23 protein-coding genes are annotated in these 20,233 nt (G+C 37.3%); 10 read left to right on the top strand and 13 right to left on the bottom strand.

The features are described 5' to 3' along the window. Positions 1-78 precede the first annotated feature (78 nt). Positions 79-1,302 carry an acyl-CoA dehydrogenase gene (locus ACG9ZL_RS13475; RefSeq protein WP_419327485.1) on the bottom strand — a complete coding sequence of 408 codons (1,224 nt, stop codon included), beginning with the start codon at positions 1,300-1,302 and terminating at the stop codon, positions 79-81. 345 nt (positions 1,303-1,647) lie between these two features. Between ACG9ZL_RS13475 and ACG9ZL_RS13470 the strand changes: the two genes are divergently transcribed. Then, positions 1,648-2,601 carry a LysR substrate-binding domain-containing protein gene (locus tag ACG9ZL_RS13470; protein ID WP_336951383.1) on the top strand — a complete coding sequence of 318 codons (954 nt, stop codon included), beginning with the start codon at positions 1,648-1,650 and terminating at the stop codon, positions 2,599-2,601. A gap of 235 nt (positions 2,602-2,836) precedes the next feature. Here ACG9ZL_RS13470 and ACG9ZL_RS13465 read toward each other — a convergent pair whose 3' ends face one another. Beyond that, entirely contained in the window at positions 2,837-3,172 is a 336-nt protein-coding gene (locus ACG9ZL_RS13465; protein WP_419360394.1) for a hypothetical protein, read from the bottom strand. Between the two features lie 121 nt (positions 3,173-3,293). Here ACG9ZL_RS13465 and ACG9ZL_RS13460 point away from each other — a divergent pair, with 121 nt between their 5' ends. From ACG9ZL_RS13460 to ACG9ZL_RS13440, 5 genes are all read left to right on the top strand, one after another. Next, positions 3,294-3,722, top strand: coding sequence for a guanosine-3',5'-bis(diphosphate) 3'-pyrophosphohydrolase (locus tag ACG9ZL_RS13460; protein WP_419360392.1), 429 nt, complete (start codon positions 3,294-3,296; stop codon positions 3,720-3,722). Between the two features lie 88 nt (positions 3,723-3,810). Beyond that, a complete protein-coding gene (locus ACG9ZL_RS13455; protein ID WP_336951387.1) occupies positions 3,811-4,710 on the top strand; it encodes a LysR family transcriptional regulator in 900 nt (299 codons plus the stop codon). Positions 4,711-4,871: 161 nt separating this feature from the next. After that, a complete protein-coding gene (gene trmA, locus ACG9ZL_RS13450) occupies positions 4,872-5,954 on the top strand; it encodes a tRNA (uridine(54)-C5)-methyltransferase TrmA (RefSeq protein ID WP_419360390.1) in 1,083 nt (360 codons plus the stop codon). A 242-nt stretch (positions 5,955-6,196) separates the two neighbouring features. Further along, positions 6,197-6,427: a hypothetical protein gene (locus ACG9ZL_RS13445; RefSeq protein WP_336951389.1), complete on the top strand. Its 231-nt coding sequence runs from the start codon at positions 6,197-6,199 to the stop codon at positions 6,425-6,427. Positions 6,428-6,559: 132 nt separating this feature from the next. Further along, positions 6,560-7,627, top strand: a complete 1,068-nt coding sequence (locus ACG9ZL_RS13440; RefSeq protein ID WP_336951390.1) for a hypothetical protein — start codon at positions 6,560-6,562, stop codon at positions 7,625-7,627. Between the two features lie 13 nt (positions 7,628-7,640). Here the strand turns inward: ACG9ZL_RS13440 and ACG9ZL_RS13435 are convergent, their stop codons facing one another. Beyond that, positions 7,641-7,994, bottom strand: coding sequence for a YnfA family protein (locus ACG9ZL_RS13435; protein WP_004720731.1), 354 nt, complete (start codon positions 7,992-7,994; stop codon positions 7,641-7,643). A gap of 220 nt (positions 7,995-8,214) precedes the next feature. On the opposite strand from ACG9ZL_RS13435, the gene ACG9ZL_RS13430 reads away from it, so the two are divergent. Next, the gene (locus ACG9ZL_RS13430; protein ID WP_336951391.1) at positions 8,215-9,123 is read left to right on the top strand and encodes an alpha/beta hydrolase; all 909 of its coding nucleotides are present in this window, start codon (positions 8,215-8,217) and stop codon (positions 9,121-9,123) included. A 59-nt stretch (positions 9,124-9,182) separates the two neighbouring features. On the opposite strand, the gene clpA is transcribed toward ACG9ZL_RS13430, so the two are convergent. The 5 genes from clpA to ACG9ZL_RS13405 form a co-directional block, all read right to left on the bottom strand. Beyond that, positions 9,183-11,459 carry an ATP-dependent Clp protease ATP-binding subunit ClpA gene (gene clpA / locus ACG9ZL_RS13425; RefSeq protein ID WP_336951392.1) on the bottom strand — a complete coding sequence of 759 codons (2,277 nt, stop codon included), beginning with the start codon at positions 11,457-11,459 and terminating at the stop codon, positions 9,183-9,185. A gap of 9 nt (positions 11,460-11,468) precedes the next feature. After that, a complete protein-coding gene (clpS, locus tag ACG9ZL_RS13420; RefSeq protein WP_004720737.1) occupies positions 11,469-11,894 on the bottom strand; it encodes an ATP-dependent Clp protease adapter ClpS in 426 nt (141 codons plus the stop codon). Between the two features lie 21 nt (positions 11,895-11,915). Then, positions 11,916-12,659: a DUF6776 family protein gene (locus tag ACG9ZL_RS13415; protein ID WP_336951393.1), complete on the bottom strand. Its 744-nt coding sequence runs from the start codon at positions 12,657-12,659 to the stop codon at positions 11,916-11,918. Between the two features lie 82 nt (positions 12,660-12,741). Beyond that, complete coding sequence (argC, locus tag ACG9ZL_RS13410) at positions 12,742-13,791, bottom strand: N-acetyl-gamma-glutamyl-phosphate reductase (RefSeq protein ID WP_419360388.1); 1,050 nt, start codon at positions 13,789-13,791, stop codon at positions 12,742-12,744. A 135-nt stretch (positions 13,792-13,926) separates the two neighbouring features. Continuing rightward, complete coding sequence (locus tag ACG9ZL_RS13405) at positions 13,927-15,012, bottom strand: GGDEF domain-containing protein (protein WP_419360471.1); 1,086 nt, start codon at positions 15,010-15,012, stop codon at positions 13,927-13,929. Between the two features lie 332 nt (positions 15,013-15,344). Between ACG9ZL_RS13405 and ACG9ZL_RS13400 the strand changes: the two genes are divergently transcribed. The 3 genes from ACG9ZL_RS13400 (at position 15,345) to ACG9ZL_RS13390 (ending at position 17,358) form a co-directional block, all read left to right on the top strand. After that, positions 15,345-15,482 carry a hypothetical protein gene (locus tag ACG9ZL_RS13400; RefSeq protein ID WP_419360386.1) on the top strand — a complete coding sequence of 46 codons (138 nt, stop codon included), beginning with the start codon at positions 15,345-15,347 and terminating at the stop codon, positions 15,480-15,482. Between the two features lie 298 nt (positions 15,483-15,780). Beyond that, positions 15,781-16,533, top strand: a complete 753-nt coding sequence (locus ACG9ZL_RS13395; RefSeq protein ID WP_336951396.1) for an HD domain-containing protein — start codon at positions 15,781-15,783, stop codon at positions 16,531-16,533. 3 nt (positions 16,534-16,536) lie between these two features. Further along, the gene (locus ACG9ZL_RS13390) at positions 16,537-17,358 is read left to right on the top strand and encodes an alpha/beta fold hydrolase (protein ID WP_336951398.1); all 822 of its coding nucleotides are present in this window, start codon (positions 16,537-16,539) and stop codon (positions 17,356-17,358) included. Here the strand turns inward: ACG9ZL_RS13390 and ACG9ZL_RS13385 are convergent. From ACG9ZL_RS13385 to rpiA, 5 genes are all read right to left on the bottom strand, one after another. Continuing rightward, entirely contained in the window at positions 17,348-17,779 is a 432-nt protein-coding gene (locus tag ACG9ZL_RS13385; RefSeq protein WP_419360384.1) for a GNAT family N-acetyltransferase, read from the bottom strand. The genes ACG9ZL_RS13390 and ACG9ZL_RS13385 overlap by 11 nt on opposite strands. Positions 17,780-17,834: 55 nt before the next feature. Continuing rightward, complete coding sequence (locus ACG9ZL_RS13380) at positions 17,835-18,257, bottom strand: bleomycin resistance protein (protein ID WP_336951401.1); 423 nt, start codon at positions 18,255-18,257, stop codon at positions 17,835-17,837. Between the two features lie 29 nt (positions 18,258-18,286). Continuing rightward, a complete protein-coding gene (locus ACG9ZL_RS13375; protein ID WP_419360382.1) occupies positions 18,287-18,643 on the bottom strand; it encodes a VOC family protein in 357 nt (118 codons plus the stop codon). A gap of 52 nt (positions 18,644-18,695) precedes the next feature. Beyond that, positions 18,696-19,370, bottom strand: coding sequence for a M48 family metallopeptidase (locus ACG9ZL_RS13370; protein WP_419360381.1), 675 nt, complete (start codon positions 19,368-19,370; stop codon positions 18,696-18,698). Between the two features lie 91 nt (positions 19,371-19,461). Next, positions 19,462-20,133 (bottom strand): ribose-5-phosphate isomerase RpiA, encoded by a 672-nt coding sequence (gene rpiA, locus ACG9ZL_RS13365; protein ID WP_336951404.1) that lies wholly within the window; start codon positions 20,131-20,133, stop codon positions 19,462-19,464. Positions 20,134-20,233: the final 100 nt, after the last annotated feature.

The raw sequence follows: 20,233 nt of genomic DNA, 5'->3' as shown, positions 1-20,233 counted from the left end.
AGTTTTTATAAAATTTAAGGCAAAAAATCCTATAAGGGATGCTAACTTTAAGCATCCCTGTTTTAAAACAGTTGATTTTTAGTTACTAAAGGCAGCAATACCTGTTTGTGCACGCCCGAGAATTAAGGCATGTACATCATGTGTACCTTCATAAGTGTTGACGACTTCAAGATTGACCAGATGGCGAGCAACACCAAATTCATCACTGATGCCATTGCCACCCATCATGTCACGAGCAACACGTGCGATATCTAAGGCTTTACCACAATTGTTTCGCTTAATCAGTGAAGTTCCTTCTACAGAAGCGATGCCTTCATCTTTCATACGTCCAAAGCGTAATGCGATCTGCAGTCCTAAAGCAATTTCAGTTTGCATATCTGCAAGTTTCTTTTGCACCAATTGATTTGCGGCCAGTGGACGTCCAAATTGTTTACGATCCATCGTATATTGATGTGCTGTATGCCAGCAAAACTCTGCCGCCCCCATCGCGCCCCATGCAATACCGTAACGTGCACTATTTAAACAAGTAAATGGTCCACGCAAACCACGAATTTCGGGAAATGCATTTTCTTCAGGAACAAAAACATTGTCCATTACAATTTCACCGGTAATCGATGCACGCAAACCGACCTTGCCGTGAATCGCAGGTGCAGAAAGTCCTTCCCAACCTTTTTCTAGAATAAAACCACGAATCTCACCAACATTGCCTTCAGCAGAAACTTCTTTAGCCCAGACCACAAATACATCAGCGATTGGACTATTGGTGATCCACATTTTTGCACCAGTCAAACGGTAACCACCTTCGACCTTTTTGGCACGGGTAATCATACTGCCTGGATCTGAACCATGATCAGGTTCTGTTAAACCGAAACATCCAATAAACTCGCCAGAAGCTAATTTTGGTAAGTACTTTTGTTTTTGCTCTTCAGTACCAAATTCATTGATAGGCACCATCACTAATGAACTTTGTACACTTGCCATTGAACGATAACCCGAATCTACACGTTCAATTTCACGGGCAATGAGACCGTAGCTGACATAGTTTAAACCTGCGCCCCCATATTCTTCAGGGATTGTCGGTCCCAACAAACCCAATTCACCCATTTCACGAAAAATAGAAGCATCTGTTTTTTCATGGCGGAATTGTTCCAAAACTCTTGGCATCAGTTTGTCTTGAGAATAGGCATAAGCAGCATCACGAATCATGCGTTCTTCAGAAGTAAGTTGCTGTTCCAATAAAAATGGATCTTGCCAGTTAAATTGAACGCGTGCCGTTTTTGTAGAATTAACCATTTGATTCATAGCATCCTTTGCTGAACATATCTTGTTGTCTTAGTACTGATGTTAGGTGTGAAAATTCATACTTTCAAACGATTAATACTCACTCAGATATTCCATTTACGCATATCTTGTGTTTTTATAACATGACTCGCTCAATGACTACTGTTCAATTATGTTGGTATTAAACGAGGCTTTTTAGCGAACTTTTATCACCTTTACGTCCTCTTATAAATTTTTATTTTAGATAAAACCAAGTGGTTTGATGAAAGTTTCATTGCAAACATCTACTTTGGTTTAAGCTCTTTTTGCTAGATATAAATAGATTAAATTTAGCCATTATTTAACTTTGATATTCAAGGAATGAATATGCGTAGAATGATTCCTTCATTACAATCACTGATATGTTTTGAAGCGGCTGCCAAGCACCTAAGTTATACCTTTGCAGCTCAGGAGCTGCATCTTACTCAAAGTGCCATATCTCGCCAAGTACAACAACTCGAAGATTTTTTAGGACTCAATTTATTTAACAGAACACGGCATGGCGTTGAATTAACCCAGGCAGGTGAGCATTATTATAAAAACATCAAAACTCATTTATTGGGTATTGAGCAAAGCACACTCGATTTAATGAGTCATAAGGGTTTAGGTGGTACTCTAAAATTGGGGGTTGTACCGACATTTGCAACACGCTGGCTCCTACCCCGACTGTATAAATTCAATGAAATATACCCTGAAATTACCATTCATTTAGAAACCAGTACCAAACCTTTTTTGTTCAGTGAGCATATTTTTGACGCTGCAATATATACAGGTACGCCTGCACAAATTGAAAATTGGCCAGGTGCAAAAGTCCACTATCTAATGAATGAAGATGTTGTTCCTGTGTGTTCTGCTGAGTTAATTTTTAAGCATTTTCCAGAGCTAAGAGAACCTTCTGGAGATTTACGTCGCAGCTTATCGGCGGAAGAGATTGCCACGCTGCCCTTACTTCAACAAACCACACGCCCCTATATTTGGAAAGAGTGGTTTGAAGTTTCTGGTTATGAGCATCCTTTTACATTAGAAGGACAACGTCATGAATTATTTTCGATGCTTGCGGTGGCAGCAATACATCATATGGGGGTTGCACTTATTCCACAAAAACTCCTGGAAAAAGAACTGCGCTCAGGTGATTTAATTATCGCATCAGAAATAAAACTAAAAGGTTCACGTGCCTATTATTTTGTCTATGCAGAACAACAGCAAACGCCTCTCATTGCTAAATTTGTTGAATGGTTATTGACTGAAGTTGAGCGTTCAAAAAGTGCTTTTTTAAAATAACGCGATTTCGAGTTAAACAATAGCTTATTCAAGATTTATAGAATGTAGCTTAATTTCTATATTGTAATGATAAAACTCAAGTTGTAGGAGATGAAATCAACAGCGCCTACAACAGAAAATATAAGCCTACTCCGCTATTTTTAATTACTATTTGGAATTTTAATAAGAGTAGGCTAAAAGAAACACGATATTCAATTGCGCAGTATTTAAACCGAATAACTACCAATCTTAAAATTTAAGCGCCAAATCCAATATAACGATAAAAATCTTGATCCCCTACAACACCTAAGCTTATTTTATAAATCAGATAATGAGGATAACTACTCTCAGATAATTCATTTAAAATATTCAATCCCTGATCATCATGAGCATGGATTTCATCGACGCTACGCTGCATGGTCGCTTCAAATGCATCTGAAATATATTCAAAGCCCAAATCCATCGCAATAAACAAGGTATGCATACATGGTTGTAGATATTGTTCTTCATTCCAATCAATGACCGCATGTCGGCAATGTGGGCATGTAACATTTTCTTGAGAATTTTCTAAAGTGATCAGTTGAAATGGCATACGCTTTGGAACAGAATAAAATTGTATTTTAAACGAGTTAGAGAAATTTAACACTCGTTTTAGATAAATCTAAAACTGCTTTTAATATTTAATAAATACACGAAACAAAGCTAAGGATATTATGTCAACGATTGAAAAAGCGATTGCTTTAGCAGCTCGTAAACACGCAGGCCAAAAAGATAAAGCACAACAGCCTTATATTTTTCACCCTCTGAGGTTGATGTTCAAAGTTAAAACACCCAATCAACAGATTGTTGCTGTATTACACGACATCTTGGAAGATACCGATACCACTGTGGTCGATTTAATCTCACTTGGCTTTAGTCAAGAAATTGTCGATGCCGTTGTTGCCTTAACCAAAAAAGAAGGCGAATCTAGAATCGAAGCTGCCTACCGTACAGTAAAGAATCCAATTGCACGTGTGGTAAAACTGGCAGATGTTGCTGATAACATGGATATCACCCGTATTCCACACCCGACGACTAAAGACCTTTTGAGATTAGAAGAATATAAGCAAGTTCAGAATATTCTCATGACAGGCAATGCCTAATCTTAGAAAATTTTCACAATTAATAAGTTGACTTGATGCAACAGTTAAGTTTAATAGTGCATCATTGTTGCAATTATGGAATGTATTTATGCTCACTGATTTGGATGACTTTTACTGCTTTGGTTTGGTTGTAGAGCATGGGGGATTCAGTGCGGCTGAACGTGCAACGGATATCCCTAAATCCAAGCTCAGTCGCCGTGTATATAATTTAGAAGAAAAATTAGGAGTTCGTTTAATTCAGCGGAGTTCTCGTCATTTTGCTGTTACTGACATTGGTATGAATATTTACCGCCATGCCCAAGTGATGATGAATGCTGCACAATCAGCGCATGATTTGGTCGATCATCTTAGCGAACAACCTCGTGGTGTTATTAAAGTAAGTGTCCCTGTAACTGTTGCACAAAGTGAATTATCCAAAATTCTTCCCGATTTTTTAAAAGCTTACCCTGAAATCAGAGTACAACTTCTAGTGAGTAATCGCCGAGTAGATATTATCAATGAAGGTTTTGATGTTGCCTTGCGTGTTCGCGCAAATCTAGATGATGACCCGAGCTTAGTGCTGAGAAAATTTGGACAAATTGAACAGCATCTCCTTGCAAGTCAAGCATATTTAAATGAATTTGGTATGCTGAAAAAACCTGAAGACTTGTCTGAACACCGCATTTTAAGTATGGTTGATGAACATTTAGACCAACAAATGGTGTTACATGACAGTGAAAACCAGCAGAAAAAAATTAAAGTTAACCCTATACTCATGGGTTCCGATTTAATGATGTTGGCAAAATTAGCCAGTCAAAATTGTGGTATTGCCTTACTTCCAGACACCATTGCCAATGATTTTGTCGCAACAGGTGAATTGGTCCGTGTCTTACCTAACTGGAAAGCACCGCATGGGATCTTTCATGCTGTTTATCCTTCGCGCCGTGGCTTACTTCCTGCAGTAAGAGTTTTTATTGATTATTTGGTTAAGCACTTAAGCAAGTGTTAAACGGTTGCTCCACATTATCGTTTTGCTAAAGAAAACTTAGGATTATTAAATACACAAGCCATTCTCAATAAATTGACAAAGATGGACTGCAATATTGTGTCCATCTGTTCCTATTTTTGATACCATCGCTACTGCTTAATTCCAATGTTTTTCTGATTTATATGACTTCATCTTATCAACAACAGCTTGATGCCAAAATTGAACGAATCCAAACTCAATTCGCAGAATTTAATCCACCATCATTAGAAGTATTTGCTTCACCTGAACAAAACTTTCGTATGCGTGCAGAATTCAGAATTTGGCATACCGAAGATGATATGTTCTATGCCATGTTTGAACGAGATGAAAATCAACAAAAAACCGTTGCTCGCATTGATGAATTTCCGATTGCAGATCGAAGTATAAATCAGCTCATGCCAGTTTTATTGGCTGAGCTAAAAGCCGATTTAGTCTTATCAAAACGTCTTTTTGAAGTGCATTTTTTAGCAACGCTCAAGGGCGAAATGCTGGTTTCATTGATTTATCGTGCACCACTCAGTGAAGAATGGGAAGTTTTAGCAAAACAATTGGCTGATAAGTTGAATGTTAAAATCATTGGCCGCAGTCGCGGACAAAAAGTTATCTTAACCGATGAATTTGTTGTTGAAGAATTAAAAGTCTTTGAGCGTAAATTTCAATATAAGCAAATTGAAAGTAGCTTTACTCAACCCAATGCACAAGTTTGCCAAAAAATGTTGCAATGGGCTTGTCAGTCAGTAGAGGGCAAAAATAAAGACTTACTCGAGTTATACTGTGGTAATGGTAACTTTACCCTACCCTTATCCTTGAGCTTTAACCATGTTTTGGCAACTGAATTAGCAAAATCTTCGGTCTACGCGGCACAGTGGAATATTCAACAAAATCAGATCGACAATATTCAAGTTGCACGTCTTTCAGCAGAAGAGTTTACTCAGGCCTATAACGGAGAACGTGAATTCCGTCGTTTACAAGAAGCAGAAATAGACATTCAGGGTTATGAGTTTGATACAGTTTTTGTCGATCCACCGCGTGCAGGAATTGATGACGATACGTTAATGCTTTTGCAAGGTTTTCAACGTATTCTTTATATTTCATGCAATCCAGATACATTACACGACAATTTAAAAACCTTGCTTAAAACCCATAAGATTGTGAAATTTGCGATGTTTGATCAATTCCCTTACACCCATCATGTAGAATCTGGAGTTCTTCTCGAAAAAATTTAAACAATTTATTACAAGATTTGGCTGCCATGTAAATTGACATGGCAGCTATTTGTTTAAATTATTTATTGATATATCATTAAGTTATAATTCATTTAAATCATGGTCTTTTAACAAACCGTTTAAAACATCTCAAATCATCGAAAAAATCAGCCTATAACTCGATCATCTATTTCTCTCAGATCTTGTATTTTATTAAAAAACGGCTATATTTCGAACTATGTTAGGTTGTGTATGAAGGCTCTATGAGTTTTTGGCAAAAGCTGTTTACGGCTGAAGATACATTGCAAAATGAACATAAAAATCAAATTGCATGTGTTGAAAATGATTGCTCTTGTAAATCCAATGATCAACTTTTATCAGCTTTGATGAAAGCGACAGATCAGGATGTGATTACTGGGATTAAGAAGGTACTTGTCTCTAGAGGTTTCAGTAAAAAAGAGTTAAACCAATTACAGCATCCACCTATTCAATAGTCATGGATGACCGCTAAGAAAAAAAGCATTCAGTTTACTGGATGCTTTTTTAATTCCAATAGAACAATTTTTGATGTTTCTTCTTGGCTTGTATACAATTATTTCAAAGAATAGATAAACGCAGAATCAACAATGAAAATTAAAATTCTTATTTTTTTATTATCACTCAACGCTTCAATTAGCTATGCAGATATCAACGATGATGAAATTCAAGCCATAGAAGATTTAAGCGATCAAGTATTAGCAACCAAAAATCTGGCCAAAATTGAACCACAGATTAAGGCTCAAATCCAGAAGGCCCAACCCAATGTGCAAAAACTGTTAAAAGCCAAAGACATTGAATACAACGATTCCGTCTATTTACACAACTATGCGATTCTGACTTCTGGATACGCTGAATATTTGCTTGAACAACACTGCACCACGCTCTCTCAGCCTTTTCAAGAACTTACTGAGCAGGCGTATTTTGCGTTAAAAAAACGTGATCCTAAAGATACAATCGCAATCAATAACTTAGGTTTATTCTATGCACAAATGTCGGTGTATTATCGGAAAAACATAGACCCAACGCTACGTCTAAACTATTTGCTAAAGGCTGAACAATTATTTGAGACCTTAATGAAGTTACAACCAGACAATGAGGAGTATGAGAAAAATTATTATGCTGTACTCAGTGACAAACTGATGCTGTTACAGAAATATCATCTTGAGAAGAATGAGCAAAAACGCCTCATTAATATACTTAAAAAGCCTTTATTTCACTATTTATCTGATCCCAATCAAGCTTTCGATGCAGGAAATTTTATTATTTTAGCGCAACAGTATTTTAAATATCTCAATCATGAAGACCCGAAGCTTGCTGAAAAATGGTTGCGTGATAATCAGGTTAAAATTGAAGCTGTGGTGAATAAGAACCGTAAGCAAACTCAACGAGAAAAGGAATTCCTCGCTGAATTCTATGCGCTGCTTAGTCAAACGGATAGAGCACTCTCCTACTTAAAACAATTGGAATTTTCTGATGAGAACAATACAGAACCATCCTCTTTTGAAAATGAACCGAATCTTGCCAATTTAAGGCTGAATCCTGAATATCAGAAATGGTTTAAACAATATAAACAGGATTATGCTGCATATCGTAAAGCAATTCCCAAAGTATGTAAGATCAATCAACTTGAAGCAACACAAGATACTGTAAAATGATGCTGTTGAAGACTTAACGAATCAAACCTTGCGGTTGCAGAATAATCACCAAAGCCCCAATGATTACAATACAGCCACCAAACAAATCCCAGCGAGTTAAACTGACTTGATCGACAAATTTCAGCCACATCAGTGCACTAAAGATATAGATACCACCATATGCGGCATAAATACGCCCTGAAGCAGCAGGATGCAAGGTCAATAGCCAGACAAATACCGCCAAACTTAAAACGGTAGGAATCCATAACCAATGACTTTTATTTTGATTCAGAATCAAATAAGGAAAATAACAACCTAAAATTTCTGCAACAGCTGTGACAAGAAATAATAAAATCGTAGTTAAAATTTTAGTAAATGCAATGTCCATTGATACTCAAAGAATAATCATGAAGTTAGAGTATATGTGATTTTCACGCGAGCTAAGCAATAAAATTTTGAGCATACTAAAACGGCTAAGCTTTTATCTATAAATTGTACTTATTGTTTGCCTCATCCACAAAAGCATACATTTTTAAAATATATTGATGAGTTTGCGCTGTTTAAAACAGGATAAAATATCAGCATCTACAATTTTTGGCTTTTTATGGATGAAAATAAATCATTTCGTGTTTAATTTCTTCATTTTCCTATGGCTTAGCCAAAATGTAGATGCAGCAACACTAAGTCTTCCACTATGGCCCAATAGCGCGACACTGGCAACATCCAATGAACAATTTACGATAAATAAGCATGGTGCTATTGAGCATATCAACTCTCCTCAACTGTGGGTATATTGCCCCAAACAGAGCAATCACATCGCTATTTTAGTCATTAGTGGTGGGGGTTATGCCAGAGAGCAATTGGCCAAAGAAAGCACGCCAACTGCACAGTTTTTACAAGAACAGGGATTTACCGTATTTGAATTAATCTACCGCTTACCTAATCAGGATGGTAATAATCTGCTTGCGCCCTTTGAAGATGGCCAAAGAGCCCTGCGTATCATTCGTTATCATGCAAATCAATTCAACATTGATCCAGACAAAATTGGTGTACTGGGTTTCTCCGCAGGTGGGCATTTAGCTGGAATCATTGCGACACAATGGCAACAACAATTTTCGAGTTTTAATGATCCGATTGATCAAATTTCCGCTCAGCCTAATTTTGTGGCGCTACTCTATCCAATCATTAGTATGCAAGCGCCGCTAGATCATACCCATGCTTATAAAAGCTTATTTGGATCAAAACATGATTTAGCCAAACAAATCTTGTTTTCAGTAGATTTACAAGTCAAACAGAATACACCTCCAACCTTTTTAGCACACGCCATCGATGATCCGATTTCACCTGTTCAGAATAGCCTCAATATGCAAACCGCTTTGCAGCAACACAAGATCGCTTATGAATTACATCTTTTCAAAAATGGTGGACATGGTTGGGGCTTAGGCAAAGCCAATACTGAAACAACACAATGGCCGACATTATTCTTAACTTGGTTAAAGAAAATTGATATTTTATAAGCGCATAATTCAAAAAATAACCCGCAATCAATGCGGGTTATTTTAAAGCTCATTCACAACTATGCTGGTTCAGCAGTCTGATCTTCAAAGACTTCTAATGTCAGCCCTACAGCCTTACCATTTTCTTTCTTCACAGAGACAGCAACGTTACCACCATGATCTGCAAGCTCACCAAATAGAATCATCTCAGCAAGTGGTTTCTTCAAATGTTCTTGAATCAAACGTTGCATTGGGCGAGCACCCATTAAACGATCATAGCCATTCTCAGCCATCCAATCTCGAGCAGATTGATCGACTTCAAGTACCACTTTTTTATCATCTAACTGGGCTTGAAGTTCAGTTAAGAACTTATCAACAACAGACTCAATCACTGTGGTAGGCAATGCTTTAAACTGAATTACGCCATCTAAACGATTACGGAATTCTGGTGCAAATGCACGTTTCATCGCTTCCTGATTGTCATGACTGTTGTCTTGTTCAGTAAAGCCGATACTGTTACGAGAAATACTTTCAGCACCAATATTCGTAGTCAATACAATAATCACATTACGGAAATCAGACTTACGTCCATTATTGTCAGTTAAAGCTCCATGATCCATGACTTGCAATAGCAAGTTAAAAACATCTGGATGTGCTTTTTCAATTTCATCTAATAACAGGACACAGTGTGGATTCTTATGAATGGCGTCAGTCAGTAAACCACCTTGATCATAACCAACATAACCTGGAGGCGCACCAATCAAACGAGAAACCGCATGACGTTCCATATATTCAGACATATCGAAACGAACAAGCTCTACACCCAACTGTTTTGCCAACTGCTTGGTCACTTCTGTTTTACCAACACCTGTAGGACCAGCAAAAACAAAACTACCTACGGGTTTATCTGGTGCTTTCAAACCTGCACGTGACAGTTTAATCGCAGAAGCCAAAGCTGTAATCGCTTCATCTTGACCAAATACCACACGTTTAAGATCACGCTCTAGATATTCAAGTACCGATTTATCATCTTTAGATACTGTTTTTGGCGGGATACGTGCAATCTTCGAAATAATATCTTCGATATTTTCAACTGTAATCAAGGTATCATCTTGTTCAGCTTTTAAACGACGCTGTGCACCAGCTTCATCAATCACATCAATCGCCTTGTCTGGCAAGAAACGATCATTAATAAATTTAGCAGACAACTCAACCGCTGAAACTAGCGCAGTATCTTCATATTTAACATGATGGAAATCTTCAAACTTGCTTTTCAAACCACGCAAAATATCAATTGTCTCCGAAATAGAAGGCTCATTCACATCGATCTTTTGGAAACGGCGTGATAGTGCATGATCTTTTTCAAATACTTGGCGATATTCTTGGAATGTGGTTGAACCAATACAACGTAAACTACCATTTGCCAACGCAGGTTTGATTAAATTCGATGCGTCCATGGTACTGCCCATACTTGAGCCAGCACCAATGATCATATGAATTTCATCAATAAATAAAATTGCTTCTGGTTTCTTTTTCAAAGCATTGAGAAGCTGTTTCAAGCGTTTTTCAAAGTCACCACGGTATTTTGTACCCGCAACCAATGCACCGATGTCTAAACTAAACACTTCAGCAGTCGCAAGTGGCTTAGGCGCTTTACCATTCACAATCAACCATGCCAGACCTTCAGCAATCGATGTTTTACCCACACCAGGATCACCCACAAGCAATGGGTTGTTTTTACGGCGACGGCAAAGAATTTGAGCAGTTCGTTCAATTTCTTTTTCACGCCCAATTAAAGGATCAGTTTTGCCTTTTTGCGCTTCAATATTTAAATTCAAGGTATAAAGTTCAAGAGGTCCAGCATTTGCTGAAGCACTTGATTCACCTTCTAAATCATCAGATTCTTCTTCAACTTGAATTTCTTCTTTACGCGCACCGTGTGACAAATATTGGGTTAAAGTCAAACGATTGATTTGATGTCGTTTTAGTAAATAAACGGCAAAAGAATCTCGTTCAGAGTACATCGCAACCAGTACATCTGCACCCTCTACTGTGCGGTCACCACCACTTGACTGAACGTGGAAAATTGCACGTTGTAAGATACGGTCAAAACTTTCAGTTGGATGAGGGGCTTGGTCGTTGTTTTCTCCTAGTTTAGGCGTATGTTGTTCTACATACTCCTCTAACTCTTTGCGCAAACTGATAATCTCAGCACCACATGCTTTTAGTGCATTTACCGCTGAATCGTTATCAAGTAAAGCCAATAATAAATGTTCAACCGTAAGAAACTCATGTCTCTTTTGACGAGCCATGCTAACAGCCAAACGGAGTGAAACTTCTAATTGACGACTGAGCATGAAACCCCCTTATTCTTTTGGCTCAATCTGACAAAGCAATGGATGACCTTGAGATCGAGCGTAGTTATTAACTTGGTTGGCTTTAGTCTCCGCAATGTCTCTTGGATAAACACCAGCTTCACCTTTTCCTTCATAATGTACTGTTAACATTACTTGAGTGGCTTGGTCAAGATTCAAAGCAAAGTATTGTTGTAAAATTTCAATAACAAAGTCCATCGGAGTGTAATCATCGTTCAATAAAACGACAGAATACATCGGTGGTCGCTTCACTTCAGGTGGTGCAGTTTGTACTGCAACATCCGCTTGATCATGGTCTGGATGGTTTGGATCTTCTGAATTACTTATACGAATACTCAAGTGCCAATCTATAAATCCTGAATCACGGAATGACGATTTCACTTCATTTAAACTCATTTGACGTTTATTAGTTCGCATATTTTTCAAAATACTTATGATTTATTGAGAATTAGCCGCAGCTTGAGGAACCTCTGCAGCGAACGCTGCTGCACTGTCTACAGCTTGCCCACGTGACCAACTAAAACGTTTAACCACTGGTGTGGCACCATTTAGACGGATTTCGATAAATTGTGGATTAAAACCCTTAGGCATAGTCCAACGTCCTGTTAAACGCTCATAATCAGTAAAGTTATAATTCGCATCTGCCATTGGCACTGTTAACACCTCAGTACCACTAATCAAACGAATTTCAACGGAACCGGTCGCACGTCTTGGACTGACTTGAATAAGATCAAGCTGATATTCATAAGCGTTTTCAGGTAATGGCTTAACGGCCAAATTTTGAATTGTTAAACTCAAACCACCACGTTGTTTTAACACTTCACGATAAATTGCACTCATCACATCTACTTGTGATTTTTCAGCATTGGCTTTGTTCAATGACTCTAACAAATCGTTAGAATTCGAAACAGCCACGTCTCGTTCCTGCACAGCAGCATTTAAGCTTTTGTTTAAATTAGCCAGCGTTGTTTTTTGTTGCTTCACAACTTCTACCAACTGTTCTGCATCTGCATCAAAACCGACTACCGTTAGCCCTTGGCGATGTCCAACTGTATAACCTAAAATCACACTGCCAGCACATAATACAACCCCACCGATCACCAAAGGCATATTCCCTTTTAAAAAAGGCTTTTTCGGTGCTTGAGCTGGTTGTGACGCGGTATTTGTTTCTGTGTTCTGCATCATCATCTCTAAGTATTATTGATAGAATCAAAACACACATTTAACCGCAAAGTTATATGTGTGTGAAGCAATAAAGCGTTTTTTATGGTAATAATCCGATACTTTGTAGACCAGCATCTTCAGTAAAACCAAACATTAAGTTCATATTTTGTACAGCCTGTCCTGCCGCACCTTTGACTAAATTGTCTTGAACAGACAAAACAATTAACTTGTTCGGATGCGGTTTATACAGTGCAATTCTCAGTTGGTTTGCACCACGTACAGAACGTGTTTCTGGTGAACTATTTGCAGGCATTACATCTACAAACATTTCATTTGCATAAAATTTTTCATAAAGACTTTGTAAATCTGCTGCTGCGCCTTGCTCTGTCAAATCAACATAGATTGTACTGAACATACCACGAATCATCGGAACCAAATGTGGTACAAAAAGAATCTGATCAAATACATTTTTTTGACCCGAAATATTTTCTAATGCTTCTACAATCTCAGGATGATGACGATGTCCAGCAACGCCATAGGCTTTAAAATTATCTGCATTTTCAGAATAAATCATGCCTAGACTAGCTTTACGCCCTGCACCTGATACACCAGATTTCGCATCAATGATAATACTTTCTGGTTTAACCAATGTTTCAGCTTGCTTAAAAAGTGGCGCTAATCCCAACTGAACAGTGGTTGGGTAACAACCCGGGTTACCGACAACATTGGCATTTTTAATTTGTTCACGATTAAGTTCCGATAAACCATAAACAGAGTCTTTCAGTATCTCTGGGCAGGCATGCTGCATCCCATACCATTTTTCAAAATGTGCTAAATTCTGCAAGCGAAAATCAGCGGCTAAATCGATAACTTTGGTATTTGCTGCCAAAAGTTGTTGTGCATGCTGCATTGCCACACCATGCGGGGTCGCAAAAAACACAACATCACATTTTTTTAATTCATCAATGTTTAAATCTGAATACTTAAGGTCTGTGTGCCCACGTAAGCTTGGAAATATATCATCCACACGGCGACCATCTTCGGTACGTGATGTCAGTACATTCACTTGAACATTTGGATGTCGTAGTAAAAGACGCAACAATTCAACGCCTGTATAACCTGTTCCACCGACAATACCCACTGAAATCACGTTTTTTACCTCGATTTAAAAGTATCCATTTTGTAGTGCTGTAGTATGACAGGAAGTTGATGCTTTCTAAACTATTTTACTGGGTTTTTATAATGTTTTAGCATTATGACAAAGTTAAATTCCCATAAATTTAATTCATGCATCTTGGGCAATACAGTTTCGTCCTCTACGTTTGGCCACATACAAAAGTTTGTCAGCAGCTTCTATACCACTCGCTAAATTACGATGTCTCACTTGTGTTAAGCCAAAGCTGGCTGTCAATAAGATGGATTGAGTTAAAAATTGCTCAGTTTCAATAGCAATCCGCATACGCTCAGCAATTTTATAAGCCTCACTGAGATCTTCAACTTGTAATAAAACAATAAACTCTTCACCACCAAAACGTCCAACTAAGCCCTTTTCACCGACATGCTGACTGACAAGACGACCTACACTTTGCAAAATCTGATCACCGACCAGATGTCCATAGGTATCATTAATTTTTTTAAAATGATCAACATCACACATTAACAAAAAATATTGTCTATCTGATAAATAAATTAAATTTATTTTAGCTGCGTCATAAAATCCACGGCGATTGAGTAGATGCGTTAATGGATCTCTACAACGTTCATCATTTAATTTCAAAATAATGTCTCGAACTAATGTTCCTATAAGTACGATCGCAAACCACATGCTCAGGATAATACTGGCAGCAAGCATCATTAACCACCATACTGAATTTACAAGCATATTGGCTTGAATATTTTTCAAAAAAAAGAAAATAATAATGACGCGAAAAAAAGTATATAAAACAATAAAAAGGTAAGAATAATCGACCAGCTTATTTAACCAATCACTTTGCTTATCATTTTTAAAAATTGAAGCCAAAACCAAGGATTCAACTACGGCAATGCTAAGGTTTAAAATCAGCATCCGCATCCATAGCTGTTCATCAACAAAAGAATAATAGACCAACAAGCATATTGTGATGAAGATCAAGATAAAAGCGGCTAAAGTATGTGAACTGGCGTTCTTTCTTAATGCCATAGTATATGCACTGGCCCACGCGCCAAATAGGTATAAACCACCTAAAAGTGGAGCAGAAAATGTTAATTGTTGGTTAGACATAAAGCTTTGTGCAGCTAAAGAAAATGATGGCACGATATATCCGAGACCCAACCAAAATAAATATGTAGGTGCCTTAAAAAAATAATGGCAGATCAAAAGTAAACTGCCCATTAATATCAGGCAGAACGGTACAATCAAAATAAAGTAATGAGTATCTGCAAAATTCACGTCTGATATCTTTATGATAAGAAATAGGAAATATTGGCAATTCGCCAAGTTTAGAGTATTTTTTTATTCACTCCCAACTTATGCTTAAAATAATCAGACTATTTTGTAATTTAACAGTTTTTATTAAGAAATACTTTTAAGGCATTATACTCTTACTTAAAATTTATGATGATCAATATACACACGCAGACTATTCAATGACATTGTCTATAAATCTATCAATCCAAAAATAGTCAACCCACCTAATTATTAATTCGTTTTTGTGTTTTTAAATCATGGATGGTTATTCTACCACGGGGCGACATGGATGTCGCCGTTGGACGGGGGTACAGGACGTACCCTTCGCCCATGAGCAAAAACAAAGCACTGCTTTGTTTACAGCGCAAGGTTTGGCATCCCCTACGCAAAGGTAATTAAACCTTAAATGTAAGATGTGGCATTGCAAGTATTTTTATAACCATCTCGTTTATTTTTCTATATAATTGATTTAAATAAAAATATTAATTGAGAAAATTATATTCTTATGTCTGAGTTTTTTGACAGATTGGCTATTTCAAAAAAAATAGTAAAAGGACAAACAATTTTAATTCTCATTTTTGGCATAAAAGACTATTCAAAAAAATTCAAAGAAAACGGTCTTGTCTTGCTAAATGATTTATGCATAATAATTTAGAGTAATTACTCTAAATTCAACAAAAGGACCCATTGATCATGATTGGATCACGAGCGTGGATGAATACAAGCAATGGAAAACTTAGCTTTAAAGAAAAAACTCAGTTAATAAAACAAGTTCTAATCCCTGTCACATTGAGCTATGGCAAGACATTTCTCAAAGCACCTCATGATTCAACTTTATTTACACTGGATAATTTTCATATTCCTGACACAGCAATTGCCAAAGAAGCGATGAACGAATTAGAACAAACGGCTTCACAAGCGATCATCAATCATTCTTGGCGGAGCTATTTTTGGGCTGTTGCTATTGCCCACACCAAACAATGGCAATTTGATCAAGAGAGCCTTTTTGTCTCATGTTTGATGCATGATTTAGGTCTAGTTGATCATTTGGATCAATATGCATGTCAATGTTTTAGCTTTGAAAGCGCCTTAAGAGCTGAAGCACTCTGTACCAAACACCATTATCCCAAAGTCAAAATAGATAATATTTCAGATGCGATTTGTTTACATATGAATGGGAATTTAGATGAGAATGATCCAAGCCTTACTAAAGAAGTTCTATTATTACAAAAAGCCACTTCATGTGATGTGATTGGAACTGATCTCAGCTTATTTTCAAACAGTTTTAAAAACAAAATTTTAACCCAATATCCGCGGGTACATTTTAATTCAGAAATGCGTAAACTTATCTCAATTGAAGCAAAAAGAAACCCTCAATCACGGACTGCTTTAATGCACAAACTCGGACTTTCAAGCATGATTCAAATGAATATTTTTAAGGACTAAATCATGAAAAACACCTCTTTTACCCAAAAGAAGATTGATTTTGGGCCATATCCAATTCTAGTCGATATTTATTCAAACACTGAAAATAGCCAGAGTGTTATTTTGCTGGCTGCGCTAGGTATAGCAATCAGTAAATACGAGGTACTCATTACAGCTTTAAGCCAAAGTGGCTTGAATGTTATTGTGGCTGATTATCCTCATTGCGGACGCAATACTCCACCTGTTTCAGCAAAGGTTGATTATGGTTATGCTGATTTACTCAATGAATTTATTCCTCAACTGGAAAAGCTGGCCTTAGAATTGAACCAGCAAGCCCCAATCTTATTTGGACATAGCTTAGGCGGACATTTAGCAACACTTTATGCACAAAATCATGCAAATAAAGTCATTGGTGTTGCCACTGGCAATATCGGTTTAAAAAATTGGGACTTAAAAGGTAAAATAAATATTTTAAAAGCAGTCACAGCGATCAACGCCATGATTTTAAAAGATGGTTATTTTGCAGGCTATAAAATTGCTTTTGGGAATAAAGAGACAAAATCCTTAATGCGTGATTGGTCTAAAGTTATCTTTACAGGAAATTATGCACATATTATTGGGCAAGAAAACGTGGTGAATAACGCTGCCTTATTTGTCTATTTAAATGGCGATGATTTTGCACCAATGTCTTCAATGCTTGGCCTAAGTGGTTATTTTAAAAACCCACAAATAAACACGCTGGATTTAACCCATAAAACCAAAGGCAATCAACATAGTGCATGGATTAAACAGCCTGATGAAGTCGTCGAAATAATTATAGAATGGGTCAATAGTTTTACTGAATAAGTTTTGCTTTTGACATCAATATATATCCACCTTCTTCACTTTCTCCAGTGCTGATTGCTTCCCAGCCATGACCTAAATAAAAAGACAAAGCTTTTTTATTTTCAGATAAACATTTGAGATAGCCTGTACCCGTAAACAGTTGTTCTGCTGCGTGTAGCAATGCTGTCCCTACACCCTGATTTTGAGCATTTGGGGCAATAAATAGATGATGTAAAAAGTTCTCTTGCAGAAAAATAGATGCAAATCCCATATATTCTTGGTCTTTTTCAGCTACTAAAATCATTTCATTTTGGGTGTATTTTTCAAAATCACTCAGCTCCCATTTTGAAGAATTCAACCACGGCCAACTTAATTTTCTGGTATTTAAAAAAAGTTCACTCAATGGTGCTCGGTCATAATACTGAAAAGATCTGATGTGCATCGCTGTACCTCAATTAAAGTCCCTATAACCTGACCTTATTTAAGCCAGCCTTAATTTAATCTAACGTTATCGCCCTTTCTCCAATCACCTCAACAATTCGTAATAAATAACCATCTGGATCTTGAACTAAAAATTGCTTTTGTCCATGCTCTATAGTTTCTGCACGGTACCAACGTTCTTCTAATGCTTCAAACAGCGGCCATTGTGCGACATCCAAACGATTTAAAATACTGTCGAGTTGGTCTACTTCGAACTGAAAGTTAATCCCTCTTCCCAATGGGTAGGCCAATACTCCTGTTAACCATTGCCCTTGTTGTTGTTGCTCCAACATAAACTGAACACCATCAAGTTCCACATAGATAAATTTTTCTTCAGTCCGTTGATACATTACAGAAAAACCCAATATTTCCACCCAAAAATGATAACTTTTATCCAAATCGGTGACGATCAGTTCTGGAACCAATTTATTCCACTGCATTTAAAAATCCTACTTAATTCATTAATTTTTTAATATTCAATATGTTGTAAAATATTTACAACCTTTCCAAATGGATCTTTGACATAGAATCGCCTAACGCCCCAATCCTCGTTAGTTAAGGGATAGAGGATGTCTAAATCTAATTTTTTGGCTTTTTCATAAAGTTCATCCACATTGTCGACCTCGATTGAAAAATCGGGTACATCTGTATTATTTCCCCCTTCGGAAGCAATACTGATTTGTGGATGCATAATTTCCTGACTGGCAAATGTTTTGATCCAGCCATGATCCATCACCAAGTCCATCGCTAAAAAATCACCATAAAAAGCTTGCGCACTGGCTAAATCTAAAGCTTTAATATTACCTATGATTCTTTTTACACTCATACGCTTTTCCTCATTTTTTGTTTTAATTCAATCTAGAAATTTACTTATTTTATTACGCCCACCACCAAGGCATTACGCTACCTTTTAAAACTTTACGATGCTGCTGATAGTGTTGATCATGCTTTTCAACTTCAAACCAAAAAGCAGCGCTATGATCAAAATGTTTGGTATGTGCCAATTCATGTACACAGACATAACGGGTAATTTGTTGATCAAATAAAACCAAGGCACTATTGAGCATAATATCATGACGGGCTGTACAACTTCCCCAACGTGTTTTTGGGTGTCGAACAGCACACTGTCCAAACTTTAAACGAGTTTCATCACTGACTTGCTTTAAATAGATTGGTAAATCATGCTTTGCATAAGCAATTACAAAAGCTTTTAAATAGTTTTCAGGCTGACGGTCGCTGACAAATAATTGAGGCTTTTGCTCATCTAAAATATAGCTATTTTTTTGAGTTTTATAAATAATTTCTATGGGGTGTTTTAAATTAAACAGTTGCAAGCTTGTCGGTAATATCTGATCAACTTGCTGTATTTTTTCCTGCTGTTTATGCCAGGTCTCAATCATCCATTGTTTAGACTCGTGTAAAAAATGCTGAATCTGACGTTGGCTACAATACTTAGGCACAGTTAAGCGAATCTGTGTTGGTTCAACACGTAAACGCAAGCGTGTTGCCCGTGCATGATGAGTGATTTTAATTTCAGGAAGATTTGCAGTCATAATACGCTTATTTTTAGAATCTCCCCCAACCGTTCTTTAAAGGCAAGGAGGAAGCCTCATCTTTACTCGAGCAGAAGTTAGGGGAAATTTTTTATCCTGCGGTACGCTCTTCAATACCGTTATTGGTCGCAACTACAGCAACATCAGCTTTATTGATCGCAAAAATACCGTTACACACCACTCCAGGAATATCGTTAATGGTTTTTTCGACCTCTAATGCATTCAAAATATTTAAGTTATACACATCTAGAATGACATTACCGTTATCCGTTACCACACCTTCACGATAAACTGGGTCACCGCCTAGTGATACAATTTTACGTGCTACTGCTGAACGTGCCATAGGAATCACTTCAATAGGCAAAGGAAATTCACGGCCTAACTGATCGACCCATTTCGAGTCATCAACAATACATACAAACTTTTTCGCAATAGATGCCACGATTTTTTCACGCGTGAGTGCAGCCCCCCCGCCTTTAATCATATGTAAATGACGGTCAATTTCATCAGCACCATCCACATAAGCATCTAAACCACTGACATGGTTCATATCAACCACCTCAATACCTAATTTCTTAAGACGTTGAGCCGTTGCTTCTGAACTGGCAACTGCTGCTTCGAGTTGTAACTGAGGTAATAATTCAATTAAGAAGTTCACTGTACTACCAGTACCAACTCCCAAAATGCCCCCTCTTGGTAAGTGTTTTAAAGCGGCTTGGGCTGCAGCTTGTTTTTTCTCGTCCTGGGTTGCATAAAGGCTCATGACATCTCTCAATAAAATTTCAATTTCCTGCACATTTTGCATAATTTTAAAACGCAAAGGTACAACGGTTTGTTACAATGAGCGCTCATTTTAAACTGTT

Source organism: Acinetobacter legionensis, assembly GCF_048551735.1.
In the GTDB taxonomy this organism is placed as follows: Bacteria; Pseudomonadota; Gammaproteobacteria; order Pseudomonadales; family Moraxellaceae; genus Acinetobacter.
This window is presented reverse-complemented; position numbering and strand designations above follow the sequence as displayed.